The sequence below is a fragment of the Chitinophaga sp. CF118 genome (assembly GCF_900112615.1).
Lineage (GTDB): Bacteria > Bacteroidota > Bacteroidia > Chitinophagales > Chitinophagaceae > Chitinophaga.
The window spans coordinates 983810-1008469 of record NZ_FOMK01000002.1; the positions used below are offsets into that span (position 1 = coordinate 983810).

Annotated in this window: 18 protein-coding genes; 6 read left to right on the forward strand and 12 right to left on the reverse strand. The window is 42.1% G+C overall.

The annotated features are described in order from the left end of the window. Positions 1–201: 201 nt before the first annotated feature. The 6 genes from BM176_RS12130 to BM176_RS12160 all read right to left on the reverse strand — a co-directional run bounded on the left by BM176_RS12130 (position 202) and on the right by BM176_RS12160 (position 5276). Complete coding sequence (locus tag BM176_RS12130) at positions 202–861, reverse strand: RloB family protein (protein WP_177230377.1); 660 nt, start codon at positions 859–861, stop codon at positions 202–204. A 1-nt stretch (position 862) separates the two neighbouring features. Next, positions 863–2143 carry an AAA family ATPase gene (locus tag BM176_RS12135; protein ID WP_090103224.1) on the reverse strand — a complete coding sequence of 427 codons (1281 nt, stop codon included), beginning with the start codon at positions 2141–2143 and terminating at the stop codon, positions 863–865. 349 nt (positions 2144–2492) lie between these two features. Continuing rightward, complete coding sequence (locus tag BM176_RS12140; protein ID WP_090103225.1) at positions 2493–2801, reverse strand: rhodanese-like domain-containing protein; 309 nt, start codon at positions 2799–2801, stop codon at positions 2493–2495. A 31-nt stretch (positions 2802–2832) separates the two neighbouring features. Next, complete coding sequence (locus tag BM176_RS12145; RefSeq protein ID WP_177230378.1) at positions 2833–3645, reverse strand: PASTA domain-containing protein; 813 nt, start codon at positions 3643–3645, stop codon at positions 2833–2835. Between the two features lie 64 nt (positions 3646–3709). Continuing rightward, entirely contained in the window at positions 3710–4750 is a 1041-nt protein-coding gene (locus BM176_RS12150) for a D-alanine--D-alanine ligase (protein WP_090103229.1), read from the reverse strand. A 178-nt stretch (positions 4751–4928) separates the two neighbouring features. Then, entirely contained in the window at positions 4929–5276 is a 348-nt protein-coding gene (locus BM176_RS12160; RefSeq protein WP_090103233.1) for a 4Fe-4S dicluster domain-containing protein, read from the reverse strand. An 83-nt stretch (positions 5277–5359) separates the two neighbouring features. On the opposite strand from BM176_RS12160, the gene BM176_RS12165 reads away from it, so the two are divergent. After that, the gene (locus BM176_RS12165) at positions 5360–6367 is read left to right on the forward strand and encodes an acyl-CoA reductase (RefSeq protein WP_090103235.1); all 1008 of its coding nucleotides are present in this window, start codon (positions 5360–5362) and stop codon (positions 6365–6367) included. A 391-nt stretch (positions 6368–6758) separates the two neighbouring features. After that, the gene (locus tag BM176_RS12170; protein WP_090103236.1) at positions 6759–8297 is read left to right on the forward strand and encodes a S1C family serine protease; all 1539 of its coding nucleotides are present in this window, start codon (positions 6759–6761) and stop codon (positions 8295–8297) included. A gap of 272 nt (positions 8298–8569) precedes the next feature. Here BM176_RS12170 and BM176_RS12175 read toward each other — a convergent pair whose 3' ends face one another. The 3 genes from BM176_RS12175 to proS all read right to left on the reverse strand — a co-directional run bounded on the left by BM176_RS12175 (position 8570) and on the right by proS (position 13931). Further along, entirely contained in the window at positions 8570–9331 is a 762-nt protein-coding gene (locus tag BM176_RS12175; RefSeq protein ID WP_090103238.1) for a LytR/AlgR family response regulator transcription factor, read from the reverse strand. Next, the gene (locus BM176_RS12180; protein WP_090103240.1) at positions 9328–12261 is read right to left on the reverse strand and encodes a sensor histidine kinase; all 2934 of its coding nucleotides are present in this window, start codon (positions 12259–12261) and stop codon (positions 9328–9330) included. Before BM176_RS12180 ends, BM176_RS12175 begins: the two co-directional genes overlap by 4 nt. 194 nt (positions 12262–12455) lie before the next feature. Further along, the gene (gene proS, locus BM176_RS12185; protein WP_090103242.1) at positions 12456–13931 is read right to left on the reverse strand and encodes a proline--tRNA ligase; all 1476 of its coding nucleotides are present in this window, start codon (positions 13929–13931) and stop codon (positions 12456–12458) included. A gap of 241 nt (positions 13932–14172) precedes the next feature. Here proS and BM176_RS12190 point away from each other — a divergent pair, with 241 nt between their 5' ends. The 4 genes from BM176_RS12190 (at position 14173) to BM176_RS12205 (ending at position 21070) form a co-directional block, all read left to right on the forward strand. After that, positions 14173–15189, forward strand: a complete 1017-nt coding sequence (locus BM176_RS12190; protein WP_090103244.1) for a hypothetical protein — start codon at positions 14173–14175, stop codon at positions 15187–15189. A gap of 84 nt (positions 15190–15273) precedes the next feature. After that, entirely contained in the window at positions 15274–16839 is a 1566-nt protein-coding gene (locus BM176_RS12195) for a hypothetical protein (RefSeq protein ID WP_090103246.1), read from the forward strand. A 133-nt stretch (positions 16840–16972) separates the two neighbouring features. Next, positions 16973–18877, forward strand: a complete 1905-nt coding sequence (locus BM176_RS12200) for a transglutaminase-like domain-containing protein (protein ID WP_090103248.1) — start codon at positions 16973–16975, stop codon at positions 18875–18877. A 12-nt stretch (positions 18878–18889) separates the two neighbouring features. Then, positions 18890–21070 (forward strand): DUF3857 domain-containing protein, encoded by a 2181-nt coding sequence (locus BM176_RS12205; RefSeq protein ID WP_090103250.1) that lies wholly within the window; start codon positions 18890–18892, stop codon positions 21068–21070. Positions 21071–21512: 442 nt separating this feature from the next. On the opposite strand, the gene miaA is transcribed toward BM176_RS12205, so the two are convergent. From miaA to BM176_RS12220, 3 genes are all read right to left on the reverse strand, one after another. Further along, the gene (gene miaA / locus BM176_RS12210; protein WP_090103252.1) at positions 21513–22415 is read right to left on the reverse strand and encodes a tRNA (adenosine(37)-N6)-dimethylallyltransferase MiaA; all 903 of its coding nucleotides are present in this window, start codon (positions 22413–22415) and stop codon (positions 21513–21515) included. Further along, complete coding sequence (locus tag BM176_RS12215; RefSeq protein ID WP_090103253.1) at positions 22416–22991, reverse strand: IS1096 element passenger TnpR family protein; 576 nt, start codon at positions 22989–22991, stop codon at positions 22416–22418. It abuts the gene before it with no gap. A 206-nt stretch (positions 22992–23197) separates the two neighbouring features. Then, on the reverse strand, positions 23198–24631 hold the full coding sequence (locus tag BM176_RS12220) for a CCA tRNA nucleotidyltransferase (protein WP_177230379.1): 1434 nt from the start codon (positions 24629–24631) through the stop codon (positions 23198–23200). Between the last annotated feature and the right edge of the window lie 29 nt (positions 24632–24660).

Consider the following 24660-nt stretch of genomic DNA (forward strand, 5'->3'; position numbering starts at 1 on the left):
TACATGGATTGCATTGATCAATAAATACACTGCATCTGCCTGTTTAGTTTTTTAATTTGGCTTTAGAATATGATTATAAATTAGATCATTATTATACTTCACCTGTTTTCACGGCAGATAAGGTGTATTTATCGATCAATTGCAATCACATTCTATCTGGAGTTCGTAATGCGCACTATATTTGTATTGGGTTATGTTATATTATTTTGCAACTGCCACAGCCGTTTCGGTTTTCGAAAGTTTTATCAGGTCCAGCAGATAGTTGACCAATTCGTGGATGTTACTGTAGGCCGAAAATTGATAGGGTCTACGGCCTCCGTCGAGGTCAGACTGGTTTCTTGCCAATGACCATTCACTGTTCGCCAGTCCGGTTGTCATAAAGGGGATTAATGTCGAGAAAATATCCGTTGCCTTTTGGTAGTCCGGCAAATGCTCTTTTACATCGGCAATAATGTCATCACATTTTGCAAATGATTTGGTGGTTCTTACAAAATGCAGCAACACAAAATATTCGAAACATTTCGCGGTGAATGCTATCCGGATTGGCGGTCTTGAGGTGAGGGCCTGCTCAAAGGTATCGGCTACATTTGCATGGCCATCAAGATCAAAAACTATCCAGACGAAATCATAGGGATCGTCCTTTTTGGCGGCTTTCATCTTTGCCTTTGCCTCCGTTACCAAACCACGCGGCGAATGATCTTTTGGCTTATATATTTCGACGTTGATCGCTGCGAATTGCCGTCTGTATTCTTCTTTAGTAGTTAAACCCTTAAAATAAAGTTCTTCCGTTTCTCCTTCACAAAGTATCAGCCCGCGTTTCAGAAAGGAAACCCTGGGTCTTGGTTTTCTGTAGTAGCCCATCTCAAAACTTAAAGTCAAGGTTATAATCAGAAATAACTGGTATGCCGCCGAAGCGACCATTCATATACCACTTATCCAATGGAATGTCTTTTCTAATGCCTGTGATATCCGCTACAGAATAATAATGGCTACAACCCTGATATTCTTTTTCGGAAATCCAGATCTGGTCTCTCCGGAACAAATTATTATCCAGCAAGGAAACATCATGGGTAGCAAATATCAGTTGTGCATTATTTGGGTTAGTCTTAGGCTCATTAAAAAGATTGATCAGCGCTCTGGTTAGCTTAGGATGCAAACTTTTATCCAGTTCGTCAATCAATAAAGTCTGACCATCTCTTAATGTTTCAATGATCAATCCGCCGATAATAATTAATTTAAGCGTCCCGGTAGATTGATCCGTTAGTTTTAGTTCCGTCAATCCGACTTCTTTATCCGAATCAAAAAGCTTATGACTGGTTCCTGCCTGGAATTTATACCGGTCAATAAAAGCACGTTTTTCGACTTCGCTCATGCCTTCCGGCAAAGTGTCAGGGTCAATTTGATTATCCCGGAAAATAAATGATTCAATATTGATATCGGCAGCCTTAATCAGCTTTGTTAAATTATCACTGAAAAGTTTGTGATTTTCGCTACCAAGGCGTGCGCTATACAAATGTATTAAGGTGTTCTCTATTGATGAATCATGATCCAGGTAGGAAAAAAGTAACTGCGAGAAAAACTGAAAAGGATAATAAAGCGACTGCAATTTCTCTGAACCAACTTTAGAAAGATAAAGTTGGTTTTCATAAAGGGTATGTTCAATATCTTTCTTCCGGCCGGTTAATCGATCACCATACACAATCTGCATACCTTCCCGTTCGAATAATTTAGCACGTTGCGTCTTCGGATAAAAATGTAATTTTTCATACTGGATCGCCGTTTCCGTATAGCCAATCTCGTAGCGGTATTTAATATTATCCTCAGCGATAAATTCAATTTTAAATTCGACTGGCTCCGCCAGATTTTTAACGTCTAATTTGTATGGCTCATACTCAGGTATTTTTGACCCTACCTTATTCCGGGACGACGTTATAACCAAATATTGTAATGCAGTTATCGCCTTTAGCAAATTGCTTTTACCGGACGCATTGCGCCCATAAATTATAGCCGAACTTAAAACGTGAACATTGTTTTTTAAAACGACAGCATCCTCATTTCCACTAGTGGCCTTATCCGCAAGTAGACTGAAAACCTGCCAATCTCTTACAGATCTGTAGTTCCGAAACTCGAATTGTAGTATCATATACCTAAATTATACATAAATATGCATATTATCTACAAATTTCATAACAATTTCGGTAATTATAAGGGATCTATTCTAAAATCCTGATGCAAATCGAAAGCTATAAGGGGGTTAAATAGGGATTTACTTGCAAATGAAAGTTAGGTACTCATGCAACAGTGTGCCTTTATTAAAGTCAGTTGAATAGGGATCTACCTACAAAGGAAAGGGCTCTGAAGCATTCGCTTCAAAGCCCTTTCCTTTGTAGGTAGACTACAGAGTTAAATTATATAGCATATTGCTACAAACACAAGGCTCTTTTACCGGAGCCATATTGTTAGTAGCAATATGTTCTTAAATTTCTGAGTTATTATTTACCGAACTTCTCCTGCCATGCCAGTACTCCGCCGGTCAGGTTCTTGATGTTCTGAAAACCCATTGTTTCCAGCACCATAGCTGCCTGTCCGCTACGGGCACCACTACGGCAATACACGATTACTTCTTCATCGCGCAGTTCATCAATCTCATCTACCTGCATAGCACGGATATCACCCAGGGGAATCAATATTCCTCCAATGTTGAATTCCGCATGCTCATGAGGTTCCCTTACATCAACAATATGCAGCTTTTCGCCGCTATCAATACGTTTTTTCAGAGTTTCTGCTGTGATATTTTCCATCACTTTAAGTTTTAGTGTAAATGATTGTTTATTAATTTTCCTCTGCCGGTGCCGCAACTTCTGAATCCTTTGAAGGTCTGGTATTTGATAACCAGATATCTATACTTTCTCCCGCTCTCACTTTGTTCGTTTCATTCAGATTATTCCTCGGCATCGGGCTTTGTTTTGTTACATAAGCATTCAGTGTATCACCTACGCCCGGATCTATTAACACCGTACCTATTGAAAGGTTGCTGGCACTCAATGTTTCTTTTGCTTCCAGGAAGGTAAGTCCTATCAGGTTAGGAGCCGGATTTTCTGTACTACCGGTACCACTGCTCAATACCAGGGTAATATTACTTCCTTCCGGAATCATTTTTCCCGGTTTCAGCACCTTACCATTCAGCAATTGCTGTAATACGGTATTGGTAGCAAAATCCGGTTTATAAATAGTATCTCCCACATTCAGCCTAAGACTGCGAAGCATCATTTCAGCACTGCGGAAGGTAAACCCTTCCAGGTCTGGCATGGCTACCATAGGAGGTACTACTTTATTGATAGTCAGATAGATAGTGCGACCCACCTTTACGGTAGCTCCCTTTTCAGGTGTTTGCTCCCATACTGCCAGTGCAGGTATACTGTCTATATATATAGAGTCTCTCACATCAACATTAAATCCTTCCTTCTCCAGGATCATAGTAGCCTCCTGTACATTCTTTTTATATACATCAGGCACTGTCAGTGTATCTCCATGCTTGGTGATTACACCCAGCGATAAGAAGAACACCAGCCCCAATAGGAGAATTGACCCCACTGCCACAGCGAGATTAAAGCCAAAGGAGCGTTTTGTTATTGATTTCAACACAAACTTTATTTTAACTTTTAATTGATCTAAGGAAGGCATTTATAGGATATGAGTTGATGTAAAATTAAAACCTTTTCAGGCAGTCTTCAATTAATGTGCCGTAAAACTCCTGGAGCGTTTTACCTGCGGCCCTAACCATCTGGGGAACGATGCTGTTCTCTGATTGTCCGGGCATTGTATTGACTTCCAGGAAAAACAGGCGCTTACCGGATTCTTCCCAGATAAAGTCCATCCGCACAATACCACGGCAATTTAACCTGTTATACAGTTCTTCCGCCGTTTTACCAATGAGGGTAGCTACTTCTTCCGGCACTTCTGCGGGAGTTACCTCCTTAGACATACCGGGTACATATTTCGCCTCATAATCAAAGAATTCTTTACTGCTGATGATCTCTGTCAGTGGTAATACAGTGAATTCGCCATCTACCCGGTACAATCCGCAGGTGATTTCCCTTCCTTTCACAAACTCTTCTATCAGGATCTGCGCATCTTCATTAAAGGCTTTGGTGATAGCATCCTGTAATTCATCTGCTTTATTCACCTTAGACATGCCGATGCTGCTGCCTCCTTCTGCTGGTTTTACAAATACCGGCAGTTTCAGTTCCTGCAGGATAGCTTTTGTATCGTAAGGTTGATCTTTGAATATATGTACTGATTTTGAAACGTTTACAACGTTTAATGCAGCCACTACCTTGTTACAATAACTTTTATTAAAGGTGAGCGCAGAGGTTACCATACCACAGCTGGTAAATGGAATACCAAGCATTTCAAAATACCCCTGTAAACGGCCATCTTCGCCCGGTGTACCATGAATGCCGATGAATACCGCGTCGAATTTTACCTTTTTACCGTTGATTGTCAATGAAAAATCGTTCTTGTCTACCGCAATTGCTTGTCCGTCAGGGCCTATATGAGTCCAGCTCTCTTCATAAATAACTACCGGTCCGTCAGGGCCTTTATCAGCCCAGCTCTTTTTGCTGATTTCTATCTTATATACATTATAGATATTACTGTCAATGTTTCTTTCAATTACGGCCGCACTTTTCACGGATATTACATATTCTCCGGAGTACCCGCCGGCTACAAGGGCGATGTTCTTTTTCATATGTTATTTAATAATAAGCGGCTAAAGTTAATAGAAAATTGGGGGATGTCCAGTTTTTTTGCTTCTAAAAGCAAAAGGGAGAAGCGGATTTTCTCCACCTCTCCCTTTTTTGCTCCGGCATGCGTTCCGATTTACATCGATGACCAGTTACCGGGAAAATTCCTTAAGCTTCCTGTAATTAAATGTGTAATTTTTCTTTCTTAGCCAACAGTTCGTCCACAGTTTCCTGGTACATTTCATCCGGAACACAGCAATCTACCGGGCAAACGGCAGCGCATTGAGGTTCTTCATGGAATCCCTGGCACTCAGTACACTTGTTGGGAACGATATAATAATTGTCTACACTGACAGGTGCATTACGTTTTTCGGCATCGATGCTAGTTCCATCCATAAGCACATAAGTGCCCTTAATAGTGGTTCCATCGGACATCGCCCACTCTACGCCACCCTCATAAATAGCGTTATTTGGGCACTCCGGTTCACACGCACCACAGTTAATACATTCATCTGTTATCTTAATTGCCATGTTATAAACTTTTTGTTTAAGTGGTAAGCCATTAATTTTGTGACAAAAATAGAATTTAAAAAGCTAATTATATATACATTTTCATGAGTAGTACAGAAAAAGTAGCAGCACTGGTTCGATTGGGCCAATACCTGGCAGGAAATGATCAGGCGCTTCAGATCGCTAAGGATAAGGCTTCCCAGGCAAACGGATGGTTCACTCCCGAGTTCATAGATTTGGCTTTGCAAAATATTTGCCGTTATTATCTGGATGAGTCTAAGCTGACCGCCTGGCTACAATCCTATTCCGGGAATGGTACCGTACAAGCGCCACGGTTAGTGGGGATTGTAGCTGCCGGCAACATTCCGCTGGTTTGTTTTCACGACTGGCTCTGTGGTTTCCTCAGCGGTCATAAGGTACGCCTCAAGCTCTCTTCCAAAGATGTAGTACTGATGCAACACATTCTTGACAAGGTCAACGAATGGTACCCCGCATTTGCAGAACAGACCGTGGTAATGGATATGCTGAAGAATTGTGATGCCTACATCGCCACCGGTAGTAATAACTCTGCCCGTTATTTCCAGTACTATTTTGCCCAATATCCGAATATCATCCGCCGGAACCGGACTTCCGTAGCCATCCTGGATGGTACCGAAACACCGGAAGAGCTGACAGCCCTTGCAGATGATGCTATGCTCTACTTTGGCCTTGGCTGCCGGAATGTGACCAAAGTATTTGTTCCGGAAAATTACAATTTTGAACCACTCCTGAAGGCTTTCCGTAAATATGATTACCTGGCAGATTATCATAAGTTCAAGAATAACTATGATTACAACCTGGCCCTGCTCCTGCTAAACAGCAGTCCTTATATGACGAATGACTGCTTGTTGCTTCACGAATCGCCATCCCTGTTTTCGCCAATCAGTATGCTGCATTATAGCTATTATACGGATTACGCAACCCAGGCACAGGAATTACAAGGGCATGAAGACCTGCAATGTCTTGTAGGTCATGGCTTTACCCCTTTTGGTACAGCCCAGCAGCCCAGTTTGTATGACTATGCAGATGGAATAGATACGATGAAATTCCTTGTGGATCTGACTAAAGAGTAAATAAGGCGTTGAGAACTGATGGGTTAATCTTTTGGGCCAGGAGTATAACGGTATTCATCCTTTATGCCAGGAATTGATGGGGGTAATCTTTTGGCCAGGAGCATAAAGGTATTCATCCTTTTATGCCAGGAATTAGTGGAGGAACCTTTCGGGTTTTGATGTTTATAACATTTTGTCTGATTTTAACGTTATTCTGACAGTAGCTATGATATCCTGTCATACCTTACATAGCTACCTATTAAGATGATATTAACTTTTCATATAAAAATGTGTTAAAGTAATAGGAGCGGACGCCAACGGATTCATCCGCGCCCTTAAATTTGTATGAGAGGCATGTAAATTGATACCATTCCTTATACATTAAACACCCAATAACTTAAACATTTACAGTATGAAATTCAGGCAAATCGCGGCAACTGTTCTAATCAGCGCGGCAACTGCAATTGCCAGCATATTTGTTTACAACAGATATCAACCCAGGCTGGCAGGCCCTTATCAAAACGGATCGGAAAACATCCCTGTTAACTATGCGAGCTATATGCCCGGCGCGGAAGTGAAAAACGCTACTCCTCCTACGGACTTTACCCTGGCAGCGAAAACAGCGACTCCAGGTGTGGTACACATCAAAACAAGGATTAATCCACGGGAAGTGAATAACAACCTTCAAAGAAAGAGATCCGTGTTACAGGACTTTTTTGGCGATGACTTTTTCGGGGAAGAATTCCAGGGCGAAGGTGGTGGACGTAAATATTATGTTCCGGGACAAATGGCTTCCGGATCTGGTGTCCTGATCTCTGACGATGGTTACATTATCACCAACAACCACGTAGTAGACGATGCCGATGAAATAGCAGTTACACTCAACAATTATAAAACTTACAAAGCAAAGGTGGTTGGAACAGACCCAAATACAGATCTGGCAGTGATCAAGATTGATGCAAAGAGCCTGCCCTACCTGTTATATGGTAATTCCGACGAGGTAGAAGTGGGACAATGGGTATTGGCAGTCGGTTATCCGCTGAACCTGGAAACCACCGTTACAGCAGGTATCGTAAGTGCCAAAGCTCGTACCATCGGTATCAATAAACAAGCAAGGCGCAATGCCATCGAGTCCTTTATTCAAACCGACGCGGCCGTGAACCAGGGTAACAGTGGTGGTGCATTAATCAATACCGCCGGTGAACTGGTAGGGATTAATTCTGCTATTGCCTCTCCTACCGGTGCATATGCTGGTTACTCCTACGCCATACCGGTGAACCTGGTAAAGAAAGTGGTGAACGACCTGATGAAGTATGGTAATGTACAGAGAGCTTATCTCGGCATCCTGTACCAGGACCCCAGCTCAATTCCTGAAGAAAGATGGGAAGAAGCAGGTATCAGAAGAGATATTAATGGTGTAGTGGTGAATGGCGTAACAGAATCCGGCGCGGCAGCAGCTGCGGGAATCCGTAAAGGAGATGTAATTACCGGAATCAACGGGATTGTGACTCCTTCTATTCCACAGATGACAGAACAGATTGCCCGTTACAAACCAGGTGATAAAATCAGCATCAACTACCTGCGCGACGAAAAAGAATATACTACCAACACTGTATTGAAAAATGCAGATGGTAATACAGATATCGTTAAGAGCACCGTACTGGATGCTTTGGGCGCAGACCTTTCCTCACTGGATAAAGGCAATGCGGCCAAACTGGGAATTCGTGGAGGTGTATATGTAGAGAATATCAGCAGTGGTATCCTGAAAAAACAGACTTCAATGAAACCTTCATTTATCATCCTGAAAGCCGGTGGAGAAACCGTTGCTTCCCTGGAAGATCTGAAGCGTGTACTGGCAAAACAAAAGAAAGTACAACTGGAAGGAGTTTATCCTCAATTGAACGGGGTCTATTACTATAATATAGACCTTGCCAATGGTGAAACCTTCTGATAAATAGTCTAAGGGTTTGACTTAAATGCTTCAGTAAAGGCTTTTAGTAAGATCAAAGATATAAACAACAAGGTCCGGCAATACGCCGGACCTTGTTGTTTATATCTTAAAGCGAAAGTCATCAGCAAGGATTTATCGCTTGAAAAAAGAGAGTGTTGCCGGACTTTGTTGTTTATATCTTAAAACGAAGGAGATCAAAAGTTTAAATAAAGTATCGGGGGTATAAGTTACCTGAATAAGAAAAGCCTGTATTTTAAGTACAGGCTTTTCTTTTATAAGTTGATCACACCTTTCAGTTGTGCGAAGAATTCATCTTTTTTCCTGGATGATATCGGGATATTCTTCTGATCGCTCATCACTACCGCAGTACCCAATCCCTTGATAATCTTAACGATGTGGTGAATATTGATCAGGAATGATTTGTGTACCCTGTAAAAACCCTTGTCTGACAACATTTCCTCATACTCTTTCAGAGACTTGGATATAAGATGTGAAACATTGTTGATCAGCTGTATTTTGGTATAACTGTCAAAAGCCTCACAGTAAATGATATCTTTCAGATCAATTACATTATATCCATCGTTTACAGGTATTACTATCTTGGAGAAAGCATTATCATTATTCTTTACGTAGTCTTTTAGGATAGATGCCAGTTCATTCAGTCTTCCCTTTTTACTCTTCTTCACCTTTTCCAAAGCATCTTCTACCTCACTAACCTTGATGGGTTTGAGCAGATAGTCAAGCGCGGCAAATTTAATTGCCTGTAAGGCGTATTCCTGGAAGGCAGTAATGAAGATAACTTCGAAGTTTAGCACAGGAAACATTTCCAATAACTGGAATCCATTATGTGGCGGCATCTCAATATCCAGAAATAGTACGTCTATCTGGGTATTTTTCAGCATTTCCGCCGCTTCCTGAATATTCTGCGCCTCCCCTGCTACTGTAACATCCTTACAGTAATTTTCAAGAATATTTCGCAAAATGTGGATGTTGCGAACTTCATCATCTACGATCGCAGCTTTTATATTACTCATAACATCTTAACAATGGGAATCAGAATTTCAACCAGAGTACCCTCCTTATTGCCGAAACCGAACTTAAATTTATCAATAATTTCTAACTTTCCAATATTTCCATTAAAAGATTTTATAATCTGCAACCGTTCGCGGATCACGCTCAAAGCTGTTGATTCGTGTTTGATCAGCCTGCTACTTTTAATATTATTAGCACGCTCCCATCCTATTCCATCATCATCCACAGAACAATACAGCATATCGTTCTTCAGTATCAGCTTCACTTCCAGCCGGCCATGACCATTTTTTGGAGCCAACCCATGTTTGATCGCATTCTCCACAATCGGCTGTATGATCATAGGCGGAATATAGATAGTATAATCTTTTAATTCGTCGTCCAGGATAAACTGATAGGTGAAAACATCTGCAAAACGGATCTTTTCCAGCTCAATATACCGGGTCAGGAAAGCAATCTCCTCCTCCAGTGAGAGGAAGGACTTACGCGAATTATTCAGCATCTGGCGCATAAGGGTGGCAAAATCTGCCAGGAAATTGAGCGCCTGCTTCTCTTCCTTCTCCATAATCAGGTGTTGCACCGAATTAAGGGAATTAAAGATGAAGTGAGGATTCATCTGGTTGGTAAGGGCTTTCGCCTCCAGTTCTGCAATACGGCGATTATATTCAGTTTTACGCTTTTCCCCTTGTTTTATACGCCGTACTATATACCGTAAAACGAAGAACACCAATGATACTGAGAGTAAGATCAGGATACCGCGGGCCCACCATTCCTGGTACCAGCGGGGCAATATTGTAACCGTAATAGCTATCGGTTTGCTCCAGTCACTCTTGTATTTCCTTGCTCTGACCTGTAATTTGTACGTTTCCGGCTGCAGGTTTGGGAAAGGCACAATGTTGGTCATAGTGGTGATCCAACCGCTGGAGGTATCGCTGGAAAAGTTATACTGGTATTCTACCAGCTCAGGCAGATCGTAGGCGATAGCGCCGAATTCCACTTCAAGAGAAGCTTTGCGCTGGTAAAGATGCACAAAGTAGTCTTTATCCGGGCGGAAGGTACTATCCCCATACTTTACACTATTAAGGTAGATTACCGGAGGAATGGTATCTACCGGCATGTTCCTGTCGCTAAAATAACTCAGCCCGTTGGAGGTAGCTATATACAGCATGCCCTGCTCATAATATACCCCTCTTGTATCATCACTCATCAACCCATCATTGGAAGTGATATTACGGATCAGCTTTTTTGTGTTGACATCTATTACAGATACACCTTTGTTGGTAGCCACATATAACCTGCCCACTCCATCATAGTATAACTGCTGACAAATATCGCTCACCAGGGTATCTGCCGTGCTGAGATGTTTAATCACCTGGTTATCCTTCAGCACATAAATACCCTGATCACTGGTTCCTATCCAAAGATTACCATTGATCCATTTAAGGTCTTTAATGCTTTGGTGTAATGCTATATCTGTTCCTGGTATAACCAGTTGTCTCATGCTATCGGTACCATAAAGCAGCCCCGCATTTGTACCAATATAATAAGCAGAATCATTAATACTTGTTATAGAAGTAACCAGTGCATCCGGAAGCCGGGTACTGTATTCTTCTGTAATTAAGTGATCTTTTGATACTACCCTTATCTTTCCGTTGGTACCAATGTCTACATCCTTTAATGTTTTGATAGCTTTTAACAGGGTAACCTTATGATGCAGGGTATTAAAAGTAAACAGGCCATTATCAGCCCCTATCAGCATCTCATTATTTTTGTAAGGCAGGATACTAAGAATGCTGTTACGGCCACTGGTACTATCCAGATTGAACTGCCGTACCACATTATTGCTGTCTATCGTATTCAGCATTCCTCCATTTTGCCCTACGAGCAGGGTACCACTCTTAGGATCTTTATAAATACTGAAAATGGAGTGAGAGTAAAGACCGTTGGTATTATCGAGGTAGTTAAAATAAAAGTCTTTGTAGGGGATATTATATACTCCGTCTCCGAAGGTAGTGATCCAGATATTGCCATCCCTGTCTTTAAGCAAAGAAGTGATGTAGTGGTTATCCAGGAGGCGGGTGAGTTTGCGTTCACCTTTAAAGAAGTCTTTCAGGTAATATAATGCTCTTGGAGTACCTATCCAGAGGTTATTATTATCCAGGCAGATATTACTGATCTCGTCGTGAATTCCCCAATCGGCACCATTAAAGAAGCAGATGACATCTTTAACATGATAAGAGTATAAAGAATTTTTTATGATGATAACCGGGCTTTTGTACACGCGGGAAACGAACTCAGTATCATCCAGCGGAAATGGATTTACCGGTAAAATCTTTTGATCAGAGTTATTGGGATCTTTTAGTGTGCTGAGGTTAAAGTAAGATTGTAGGGGTGTAAAAATAGCATCGTTCCGGAGGAAATAGAAGAGATCTGTTTTGAGTGCACCCAGTTTATCATATTTGGTTTCCTTGTCATTATACTGGACAATGTGATTATCAGTATTCAGGAACCAGATGTAACGCGCACGGTCTTCAAACATGTACTGCATGTACTGGCCACGGGGATCCAGTGCCAGCGTAGAATCATTAGTGCCTTTATGAATAATGTATTTGCTGTAAAAACTGGGAAGACCGTTAAGAGTGGTGAACCAGACTCTCCCTTTAGAATCTGAATGTAATTTTACAACATCGTTGTCGGTGAGGCCATCTTTTTTAGAGTAATTGCGAAAGCCTTTCCCATCAAATTTACTTACGCCGGTGGGAGTAGAAAACCAGATAAATCCTTCTTTATCCTGTACAGCGGAGTATACTGTAGCATTGGCAAGACCGTCCTTTACATTATAATTGCGAATCAGCAACCCCTGAGCTACGACGTTGCTAACGGAGCAGGCAACTAATATCCACCATAAAAATATGTAACGGGCTCCAAGCATCATCTATAAAGATAGGATTTTGTGCTTTGTTAACTTAAATTAAGTAAATCAACATTAACAATTGATTGTTAAGATCATTATTGATCAGGGAGCGCTGACAAACAAAAAAGAACTGCCCGAAAAGTTTGTTCGTTGCTATAGCTGATATGCTATAATACAACATTTTTTACACACTTTAAGGGCAGTTCACTGATATCTTAATATGCCCTGGCAAATAATACCCGTTGTACTGAAGGTTTCCCTGTCAATATACAAGTACCATCTTCCTGCGGATTATTCAGAGGAATACAGCGGATAGTAGCCTTTGTACGTTCTTTGATCTGATCTTCCGTTTCAGCGGTTCCATCCCAGTGAGCAGAAATGAATCCACCTTTTTCATCGAGCAAACGTTCAAATTCTTCAAATGTATCTGCACGGGTGATGTGAGAATCACGATAAGTCTGCGCTTTATCAAACATCTGCTGCTGGATTTCTTCCAGTAAACCACTGATCTGTGTAGCCAGTCCGTCTAACGACAAACTTGTTTTCACCTTTGTATCGCGGCGGGCAACTTCAGCTACATTATTTTCCAGATCTCTTGCACCAATAGCAATACGTACGGGCACACCCTTCATTTCATATTCCGCAAATTTCCAACCCGGACGCTGGTTATCAGAATCATCGTATTTAACACGGATGCCAGCTTTTTTCAGGTCGGCAATAATTGCATGTACTTTTTCGTCTATTTTAACTTTCTGATCATCTCCTTTATAAATAGGAACGATTACTACCTGTAAAGGAGCAATACGTGGAGGCAGGATCAAACCGTCATCATCACTGTGGGTCATTACCAGTGCTCCCACCAGGCGGGTAGATACACCCCAGGAAGTAGCCCATACGTAATCCAGGGTATTCTCTTTATTGGAGAATTTCACATCGAAAGCTTTAGCAAAGTTTTGTCCCAGGAAATGGGAAGTACCTGCCTGCAAAGCCTTACCATCCTGCATCAGTGCTTCGATACAATAAGTTTCCACTGCACCAGCAAAACGTTCCGAAGGAGATTTTACACCTCTGATAACAGGCATAGCCATATAGTTCTCAGCAAAGTCCGCATAAATTTCCAGCATCAGTTCAGCTTCTGCAATTGCTTCAGCTGAGGTAGCATGAGCGGTATGCCCTTCCTGCCAGAGGAATTCTGCAGTACGCAGGAACAGACGGGTACGCATTTCCCAGCGCACTACATTCGCCCACTGGTTAATCAGCAGCGGCAGGTCGCGGTAAGACTTAATCCAGTCCTTATATGTATTCCAGATAATTGTTTCTGATGTAGGGCGAACGATCAGTTCTTCTTCCAGTTTAGCTTCGGGATCTACGACCACGCCACCGGTTTCAGGATCGTTTTTCAGGCGGTAATGCGTTACAACGGCACATTCCTTTGCAAAACCTTCCACATGGGCAGCTTCTTTACTCAAAAAGCTTTTGGGGATGAAGAGGGGGAAGTAGGCGTTCTCATGACCAGTGTCCTTGAATTTCCTGTCAAGAACATCTCTCATACCCTCCCAAAGGGCATAACCGTATGGTTTGATTACCATACAACCTCTAACAGCAGAATAATCTGCCAAACTACCCTTTAAAACTAAGTCATTATACCATTTTGAATAGTCTTCAGACCGGGCCGTAATCTCTTTACTCATTGTTATTATTACTAAGTTATTGCAACTAAATACCTGAAGTAAGCCAACTCAACATTGGCCTAATATTTGCATTAAACATATTACCAAAAGGTAAAATGCCACAAACCTACATGAAAATCAGAAACGTACAAATTCTTTGCTGAAATATTATAAGTGGTCACGTATTATTGTAGCATTTATCCTTTCTTTACGTTAAAATACTGTAAATTTACTATAGAAATCAGGCTAAAAATTCCTTAAAATGAAATCAGCTCCTTACCTTGCCGCGTTAACGCTGCTTATCCTAAGCAGTTGTTCCTCAGCATATAAAACCACGCAAACTCCGGATGATGTTTATTATTCTCCGAGAGTTCAGCACACTTATGCTTCAGATAACAATAATCAGAAGAACGACAACGTTTCCTCATCAGATGCAGATAATCAGGGAGACGGATCATACGTAACTTATGATGATGAAGATCAGGGTGATTATTCACGCCGCATAAACCGCTTCAATAACAGTGGTTATAGCGGAAGTTATTATAACGACGGATACTACGGTTCTCCTAACGTATACTCAGGTATGTATGCAAGTCCATACTACAGTTCCTTTGGTTACGGTTACGGATATCCTGCCTACAGCAGTTTCTGGGGTCCATCTCTTAGCATTGGCTTAGGGTTTGGCTATGGTTACAGCTCATGGGGCTACAGTTCATGGGGTTACAACCCGTGGTACTATGGTTATAGTCCAATCTACTATGGCGGTTACTACGGTGGCGGCTATTATGGCGGAGGCGGTTATTATGGGCATGGCGGAGGCTATGGTTATGGTTACCCTTTAAGAGGCCGTCGTACACGTGATGCTTATGGTTCCAACACCGGAGGTTCTTCAGGTGGCCGTATTGGTGGCAGCTCCGGCAGTTACAATCCTGGAGGTCGTGTTGGTTCATCCGATTATCGTCCATCCAGAGTTTCTTCTGGTAATACTGATAACAGCGGAGGTCGTGTAGGCAGCGGTTCTAACGGTTCTTATCAGCCTTCTAACGGTACTTATCAGCCAAGGCGTGTTTTCACTCCGTCATCCAGCGAAAGACCATCTAACGTTGGCGGACGTACAAGTGAAGCTCCTTCAAGAGTATATCAGCCTCAATCTCAGCCTCAGCGTAGCTATCAGCCTTCTTACACACCTAGCAGAAGCTCTGGTGGTGGTGGCGGTGGTTCATATGGTGGCGGCGGAGGTGGCGGAAGCCGTTCCGGTGGAAGCAGAGGCCGCAACTAACTACTAATTTGATCTGATCATTGATATTCTTAAAACTGTACCCTGGTCATGGCCAGGGTATTTTTTGACCCTTAATTCTACCATATGTTAAAGAAAATGGTATTAGCCATTACTATGACCGGAGCCTGCTATGCCCTCCGTGCACAAAATATTGATGATGCGCTACGATACAGCAGCAGTATTCCGGCAGGTACCGCACGCGCCCAGGCCGTTGGTGGTGCACTGGGCTCCCTTGGAGGAGAAGTATCTTCTATCTACGTAAACCCGGCCAGTACAGGGTTCTTCAGAACAAGCGATTTCTCCTTTACTTTGGGTTTCCAGGAAGCCAGCAGTAAAGGTACTTACCTGGGTAAGACCGGAACAGATAATAAAGGCAACCTGAATATCACCAATGCCACATTAATCTTTGGCGGCAAAAGGAAAATACCTGGAAGCAAATGGGAGAACTTCAGCTTCGGGCTGGGTATCAACCGTACCAATAACTACAATAACAGAGTATACTATTCAGGAAATAGTGTCAACTCTTCCCAGTCTGTAAACTATTACCTTGATGCGCAGGCGAATGTTACTGATCCTACCTCACAACTGGGAGGTAATCAGACAATCGGCTCCCTGGCACATAGTGCTGCACTGGCCTGGCAGACTTTCCTGATTAGTGATACAACCATTAATAATCAACTGATCTTTTATTCTGCGGCAGAATCTGTAAACAATACCATTAACGTAAAGCAGGAAAGTATGCAAACCACAGGTGGTTCTGCTAATGAGCTCTCCTTCGATTTTGGTACCAACTACAATAATACCTTGTATCTTGGAGGTAGTGTAGGCGTGCCTGTAACTCATTATACCCGTGATAAAACATGGAAAGAAACCAATATCAATACAGATAATACTAATCTGAACACTTTCTCCGTAACAGAACATCTGACTACAGATGGTACGGGTATAAATGTAAAGTTGGGTGCAATTGTTAAGCCTGTACGGCCGTTAAGCCTGGGTGTTACACTCCACTCTCCTTCCTGGATCTGGCTTACAGATACCTACCGTACGGATATGACCACAATTACTAAATCAAATGGACAGAGGAGCTTCTCCTCCGTAGATACTAACAATGGAGATGCGGATGAATCCAAATACATGGTGAGAACTCCATGGAAAGGAATTGTTAGTGCCACTTACCTGTTCAGTCCATCTGCAGACACTCGTAGGCCCACAGGCTTCCTGACTTTCGACTACGAATATGTTGATTACGCTTCTATGAAAATGCGTTTCAATAACGATCCTTCTTACGATAAAGAAGATGGTGATTTACGTAATTCAGCTATTAAAAGCACTTATCAGGCAGCTTCCAATATCCGCATAGGTGGAGAACTGAAACTGCATGTTATTGCCCTAAGACTGGGTTACGCTCTGTATGGCAATCCTTACAAAAGCAGTGATATGGATGCTACCCGCCATTATTATACCGGTGGCATCGGTTACCGTAACAAAGGTTTTTATGTTGACTTAGGTGTGGTAATAGGCGATAGCAAACGTCAGGAACAACCTTATGTAACACCAACCAATGCCCAGGGTTACATAAGTTCTGGTATTGCACAAATCAAAGGTAATACAACGAACGTACTAGCCACCTGCGGCTGGAAATTCTAAAAAGATATAGATTTAAGTACAGGGGCTCCGGTTGGAGCCCTTTTTTTTGCCTTTTACTCCCATATACATTGGATATTAATCCGGTTATTTTTAATTACTTTTACAATGTTATATATATAATTTATCTCCATCTATGAACGCGTTGTCCTATTACCCATCCATCAGGTACATCCTATGCCTGTTTATCGTATTTGCCGGGCTCAATATCTCCCAGTTACAGGCGCAACAAAAAGATGATGATAATATAGAACTATACAATAGCGAAGAAACCTATGAGTATCAATACAGTAGCAAGCAACGCCAGGTTACTGTAAGTGAGCTGATAGAAAAGACCTATATCTGTAATTCTTTCCGCTCTACCATCCCATATGGGGAAACATATAATAACCAGGAAGAAATAAAGGATATCCGCATCATAGTAGACGGTAAAAATGCCAGAAGCATTAAGCCTACCTGCGATTACATGAACATCAACAGCTACTTTTATACAGATGCCAGGATGTGTTACTTTGATCTCCCCTTTGTTCAAAAGGGATCGATGAGCAAGGTGATCATTGAAAAAGAAATCAAAGATCCCCGGTATTTGTCTACTGCCTACTTCACAGATAATTACCCTGCAAGAGTAAAGAAAATCACTGTGATAGTCCCCCGCTGGATGGAAGCCGATATACACCCTTATAATTTCGAAGGGCAGAATATCACTGTCAAAAAACAATACGATAGTAAAAAGGACGCAGACATATATACCTATACGGCCAATAATATGCCGGCCATGAAGAAGAATCCGATGAGTCCCGGCGCCAGCTGGTTATGGCCGCATATCATGATTTGCAGTAAAGCTGCCAATAATGACGGCAATAAATCCGAATACTTTGCCACTACAGCAGACCTGTATAAATGGTATCATAGTCTTACGCAACAACTGAACAGTGATACTGCCGTACTGGATGAACGTGCTAAAAAAATCACCGAAGGCATTACTGATAAATGGGAACAACTGAAAGCTGTCTTTTATTGGGTGGAAGATAATATTCGTTACATCGCATTTGAAGATGGCATTGCCGGTTTTAAACCAGACGAAGCGCACGAAGTAATGCGCAAAAAGTATGGTGACTGTAAAGGCATGGCAAATCTTACCAAAGCCCTGCTGCAGCGTTGTGGCTTTGATGCAAGACTTTGCTGGATAGGAACCAATCACATCATGTATGATTACAGCATCCCGTCATTGTGTGTTGACAACCATATGATCTGTGCCGTGAATTATAAAGGTAAATGGTGGTATCTGGACGCTACAGAAGGTTATATGCAACCGGGTGTTTATGCAGAAAGAATACAGGGAAGGCAGGTGATGATAGAAAACGGTGACAAGTTCCTGCTGGAGCATATTCCTGTTACAAAACCGGAACAGAACAGCCGGCTTTTTAAAGAAGAATTACGTGTAGACGGGAATAACATGACCGGCAAGATCCTCTATAAATATGATGGTGAAAGTAAAACAGATCTGCTGAACAACATCCACAGTCTCAAAAAGGACCGGTTGCAGACAGCCCTCGAAAACTATATCACCAACAGTAATATGCATTATAAAATATCCAACATGCAAACATCCAGTCTGGATCAGCGTGATGGTAACCTGGAAGTGAACTTCGATCTCGTTTACCAGGATGCGGTATCCTCTTTCGGACAGGAAATGTATATCGACATCGACTATAACAAAGAATTCAATAATGCTATTATAGATACCGTCAAGAGGCGCGTTGACCTGAGGTTTAGCAGTAAGGATAACTTTATTACTGAAACAGACCTCATCATGCCTGCGGGTTATAAAGCAGCTACACTGCCGGAAAATCTGCACATTGTAAATCCCAAGTTTACATTTGATGTAACCTATGCCGTAAAGGACAATAAGATCTGTTATCGCAAAAAGCTAACGATCATCAATACTTATCTGCAAAAATCGGACTTCCTGGAATGGAATAAAGCAATCGCTTCTCTTTCCAAAAAATACCTGGAACAAATAACACTCGTTAAACAATAAATATTAGTCCCAATGCACCATTTGAAAAAAGCAACATTCCTCCTGCTGTTGATATACACCGGATATACCAGTGTGGGGCAGTCAAAACAGGAAAGAGAATACCAGGAAGAATCCGAAGAAGTGAAGCATGAGATCTGGGATGATAAAGATGCAGCATTCAAGGTTACGGAAGTACCTGAAAAATACAACAATGAATCGGCTGTAATACTGGCATTGAAGTTCTCTATGGGAGCGGATCATAGCCGTCGGCAGGAACATCTTGCCACTACCCTGCACCAGCGTATTAAGATCCAGGATAAAGCTGCATTGGAAGAATATTCGGAATTCAATATTCAGAAGCTGAAAAACAGCAGCTGGTCGCGCGGTTTTAAACTGGTATCGTACATGGGTATCCGGATAATAAAACCTAATGGTCAGCAGCGTGATATCGATATGAAAGAAGCTGTGAATGTGAAAAATGAGTCGGGAGACAAAAAGCAGAAAATAGCCATTTCCGATTTGCAGGTAGGTGATATCATCGATTATTACATGAGGATTAATAAAGACGAAGCTGCGATACCGGATCCACTGGATTATTCCATTGGTGAGAGATATCCTATCCTCAATTTTTCACTGGATGTAAGAATAGCCAGGAAGATGGGCATCTACTGGAGATACCTGAATGCAAAGGATTCAGAACTAAAAAGATCTAAAGATGAGGATGGAAACAATGTGTTTACTATCAACAAAAAAGATATTCCAAAAGTAACCGACGAACGCTGGTTGTACGAAAAAAGGACTTTACCTACATTGCGGATCTTCTATATCCGCGATGGTAACACAGACGTAGTAAATGGGATTAATGAAGAAGATATAAAAGAATATCTGACTTACCAGATCATCAGTGTTGGCACCCTCGAGTATGGTGCTAACTTCCAGATGATGAAAAGAGAGTTTCCAAAGATTAAAAATAACTTTCTGAAGGATGAAAATCTGAAAACACTTACGCCCGAGCAATTGACAGAGCTCATCTATTATTACATCCGTTATTGTACTCTTTACCGTGACTATACAATGTCTACTATCGACGTTGGGCAGAACCGGAAGTATTATACGCCCAGATCGCATTATATCGCCAATTCCATGAGGTTATTACTACAGGAGTATGATATTCCATGTGTACTGGCAGCAGCCGTTCCCCGCAGTGAGGGCACGTTGAACGACGCAGTGTCTGTCAATGACCTGGAATACTTCATTATTGCTAATCCGGAAGGCAGCAAGCCTGTTTATTGTTATATGGGCAGTATGTTCTGTTATCCCGGAGAGCTGCCATCTTCCCTGGAAGGACAGGAAGCATATACCGTAGCGGTAACGGGCAGCAAAAGGGAAAAAGAAAATTCTTTTAAAAGAATCACCTTGCCGTTCAGTAAAAAAGAAGACAATATCAGCGCAGAAACACTCGATATTACTTTTAAAGCAGACAACCTGCAGCAGCTGAACTTTGTGCGTAACATTTCCGCAAAAGGCCAATACCGTTACACGTATATGGATATGCTGCTGTATGAAGATATGCTGAAACAGGAGCGCAATCGCGTGCATACTCCTACTATGCTGAATGAGGATCTGAATGCGCAGGGAGCATTACATAAACGTTATCCGGAATACCTGGAAGCATTTAGTAAGGCCCGCAAGGATATGCAGGAAACTGTAGTTTCCAACATTAACACTGATTACGACATTAAACCAACCGATAGCACTACGTATGAGATTATTGAACAGGGATTACAGCATCGCTCCCCTCCTTTTGCAATGCGTCAGAACTTCACACTGGACGGGCTTGTAAAAAAGGCAGGTAATAATTACATAGTGGATATTGGCAAACTGATAAGCGGACAGATTGAATTAACAACGGAGCAGCGCACACGCTCTTATGACATCAATATGTCTTTTGCCCGTACTGTTGCTTACCAGGTAACAGTGAATATTCCTGAAGGATATAAGCTGGAAGGGAGTGAGAACCTGAATAAATCAGTGATCAATGATGCGGGTAGTTTTGTAAGCAGCACCAAACAGGAAGGCAATACGCTTGTTCTTACTGTTCGTAAATGCTACAATCATGCCTATGAGCCTGCGGCCAGCTGGCCGCAGATGATTGCATTCCTGGATGCTGCTGCAGACTTTAATAAACAGAAAGTATTGCTGAAAAGGATTTAACTAATTCCTCTTACAAGAGTTTTGTGAGAGATTATATTATTAAAAGGGCCTGTATTCTAATTAGGATACAGGTTTTTTTTTGGAGATGATATACTATCTGATTCAGGTGGGATTGCGGACTGAACCCATTTGGACGTAATTCTATTTTACGTTATCAAGCGTATGGGCTTTAGAATATTTATTGGATAATATCAAACGTGGGTCAAATGGCTAAGGCCCGCAATTACCACCTGAATCCTCCAATATCCAGACCACCTGCTGATGTTGGCTTTAATCAGGTATTTATTAAGCCTGCAGTTTTCCTGGCAATAGTGGATATAATCAGTTGTTTATTAAGCTTGCAGTTTTTCCCGATAATAGTGGCTTTAATCAGTTGTTTACTAAGCCTGCAGTTTTTCCTGATAATAGTGGATATAATCAGTTGTTTATTAAGCCTGCAGTTTTACCTCGTAATAATGGATAATTTATTAAGAATTTCAGTAGTATCATCGGGGCTAAACCATTGCATAGCGGGGTCTTTCCTAAACCAGGTCAGTTGCCGTTTAGCATATTGGCGGGTATGAATAATGATCAGCGCAATTGCTTCTTCCAGTGTGGTTTTTCCATCCAGGTAATCAAAGATCTCCGTATAACCCACTGTCTGTAACGCATTGTGATTACGGTAAGGTAATACGGAACGTACTTCTTCTACCAGCCCTGCAGCTATCATAGCATGTACGCGCTGTTCTATATTAGCATGTAATTGTTCCTTTGGAACGGTAACGCCTATCTTAATAATGTTGAAATCCCGTGCAGCAGTATTGGCGGTTCTGAAAGTGGTAATGGACTGACCGGTAGCATATAATACTTCCAGTGCCCTGATCAGCCTTTGTGGGTTATGGATCTCTGCTATTGCGTAAAATGCAGGGTCTTTTTCCCGGACCTCCTGTTGCAGCCAGGAGATACCTTCTTTTTCATACCGTTCATTGATCCCCTGCCGGATTTCGGCTGGAGCAGACGGTATATTATCGAAGCCTTCGCAGAAAGCCTTGATATACAATCCGGTACCACCACACATTATGGCCACATCGCGTTTTTGCCAGATATGAGCAGCGTACTGTAATGACAGCCTTTCGTAGATGCCGGCATTTACCTCTTCTTTAATAGAGTGGGAATCAATAAAATAATGGGGAACAGTCTGCAGTTCCTGCAGACTGGGTTTAGCGGTACCAATACTTATTTCTTTGTAACACTGGCGGGAATCTGCAGAAATAACAGCAGTATCAAAGTGACTGGCTAAACGTATAGCCAATGCAGTTTTCCCCGCCGCTGTAGGGCCAGCTATTATAATGACCGTCTTTCCCAATTAGAACATCTCTTCAGTATTATTATCTTCACCTCCGTCATCATCTGCCTCTGAAGTATCTTCTTCTCCTTCTTCGCCAAAGCCATCTTCACTCATACCTTCCTTATTCAGGTCGTATTTTTCTTCCATTTCCACCAGTTTGTCGCCTACTAATCCCTTAGTACCGTACTGACTGGGAGCCAATCCTTCCTTTCTTACGCAGTAAGGATAAGTAGCTCTTGAATTCTCATCTTTGGAAACGCCGATCAATTCTACCAGGAATACCCAGTTTTTGGCATAATCGTACAGGTAAATGAATTTCTGATTGGGTGTTTTCACCGCAGCAGCAATAACAGTTTCATTCATCATAAGTGGATCAACTTTGCGGGGAGTATTATCCTTTTCAAGAATAATTTCCCTTCCCCGTTGCCAGTTGTCGTTGCTACGGAAAAAAGTGGCCTTATGTTTATTGTCAAATTCGAATGACTGTAAAATAACTTGATGAAATTGTAAAAATGTCTGGTCCGGTTTAATGGAAATATCCCTGTACACGCTTTCGTCTTCTTCCCAATAAACTCTGAATTTCAAAACAGGCATGACAATAAAGGTTTTTTACTTTTGATGTTTGAAGAAACAGGTTTTGGTGTGCTATTTAAGAACATTAAACCTCTGACTTTAAGCATTTAACATTATTTAACGATACTAAATTAACATTTTTATTTAACTGGAGTCAAATCCAATAGTTGAGCTTTTCCAACAGGAAGGCAAATACAGCCTTTTTATTTGAATATAGGGCAGCTACTTTATTTAACCGGGGTCAAATCCAGCGCTTGCGCTTTTTCCAGGAGGAATGCATAAGCAGCTTCATATGTGTTTGGAATTACTCCGTCCAGGATCGCTTCACGGATTGCGTTTTTCAGATCTCCCACTACTCTTGAGGGTTTCAGTCCAAAAGTCTCCATAATCATCTCCCCGGTTACCGGAGGCTGCCAGTTGCGGATCCTGTCACTTTCCTCTACTTCTTTCAGTCGCTGACGTACCAGTTCAAAGTTTTCAAGGTAACGTTTTACTTTCACCCTGTTTTTGGAAGTGATATCGGCCTCACAAAGCATCATCAGTCCTTCAATATCATCCCCGGCATCAAACAGCAGCCGTCGTATAGCAGAATCCGTGATATTCTCTTTTGTCACACTAATAGGCCGCAGATGCAGTTCTACCAGTTTTTTCACCAGCCGCATACTTTCGTGTTGAGGCAGCTTCATTTTGGCAAAGATCCGGGGCACCATTTTACCTCCCACCGCATCATGACCATGAAATGTCCAGCCATGCCCCTGTTCAAAACGTTTGGTAGCAGGCTTTCCTATATCGTGCAGTAGTGCCGCCCAGCGTAACCAGAGGTCGTGCGTATTGCGGGAAATATTATCTACTACCTGCAAGGTGTGATAGAAATTATCTTTATGTCCTTTTCCTTCCACCATCTCCACTCCCACCAGGTCTATCATCTGTGGCAGGATAATTTTCATGAGCCCCGCCTTATAGAGCAGATCCAGTCCTACGGAAGGCACTGCCGACAGCATAATTTTGTTAAACTCGTCGGAGATACGTTCCTGGGAGATGATCTTTATTCTCTCAGCATTGTCCTGAATAGCTCTGAATGCCTCATCGGTGATTGTAAACTGCAGCTGTGACGCAAACCGGATGGCACGCATCATACGCAGCGGATCATCTATGAATGTTTGAGCAGGTTCCAGAGGTGTGCGGATAATTTTAGCTTCCAGGTCTGCCAGTCCGTTGAAAGGGTCAATCAGCGTACCATAATCATCCTCATTCAGACTGATAGCCAGCGCATTGATGGTAAAGTCGCGGCGCAGCTGATCATCTTTTAAAGTACCTGGCACTACTTCCGGGTTACGTGAATGTTGGCGGTAGCTTTCTTTACGGGCACCCACAAATTCAATTTCCAGTTCATTCCACTTTACCTGAGCAGTGCCGTAGGTCTTGAAGAAATTCACAGGCACATTATCAAAGTGAGTGGCCACCTTATGAGCAAGCGCAATACCATCCCCAACGCAAACAACATCCATATCTTTAGTACGCCTGTTCAACAACTTATCCCGCACAAAGCCCCCTATCAGGTAGCATGGCAAACCCAGTTCGTGGGCAGCTAACGCTATCTGTTCCAACACTTTCCGTTCCTGTAAGGTACAGGGAATATCTATAGGCCTTTTGCTGATCATAAACGAATAAAACGGCAAAAGTAGTTTTT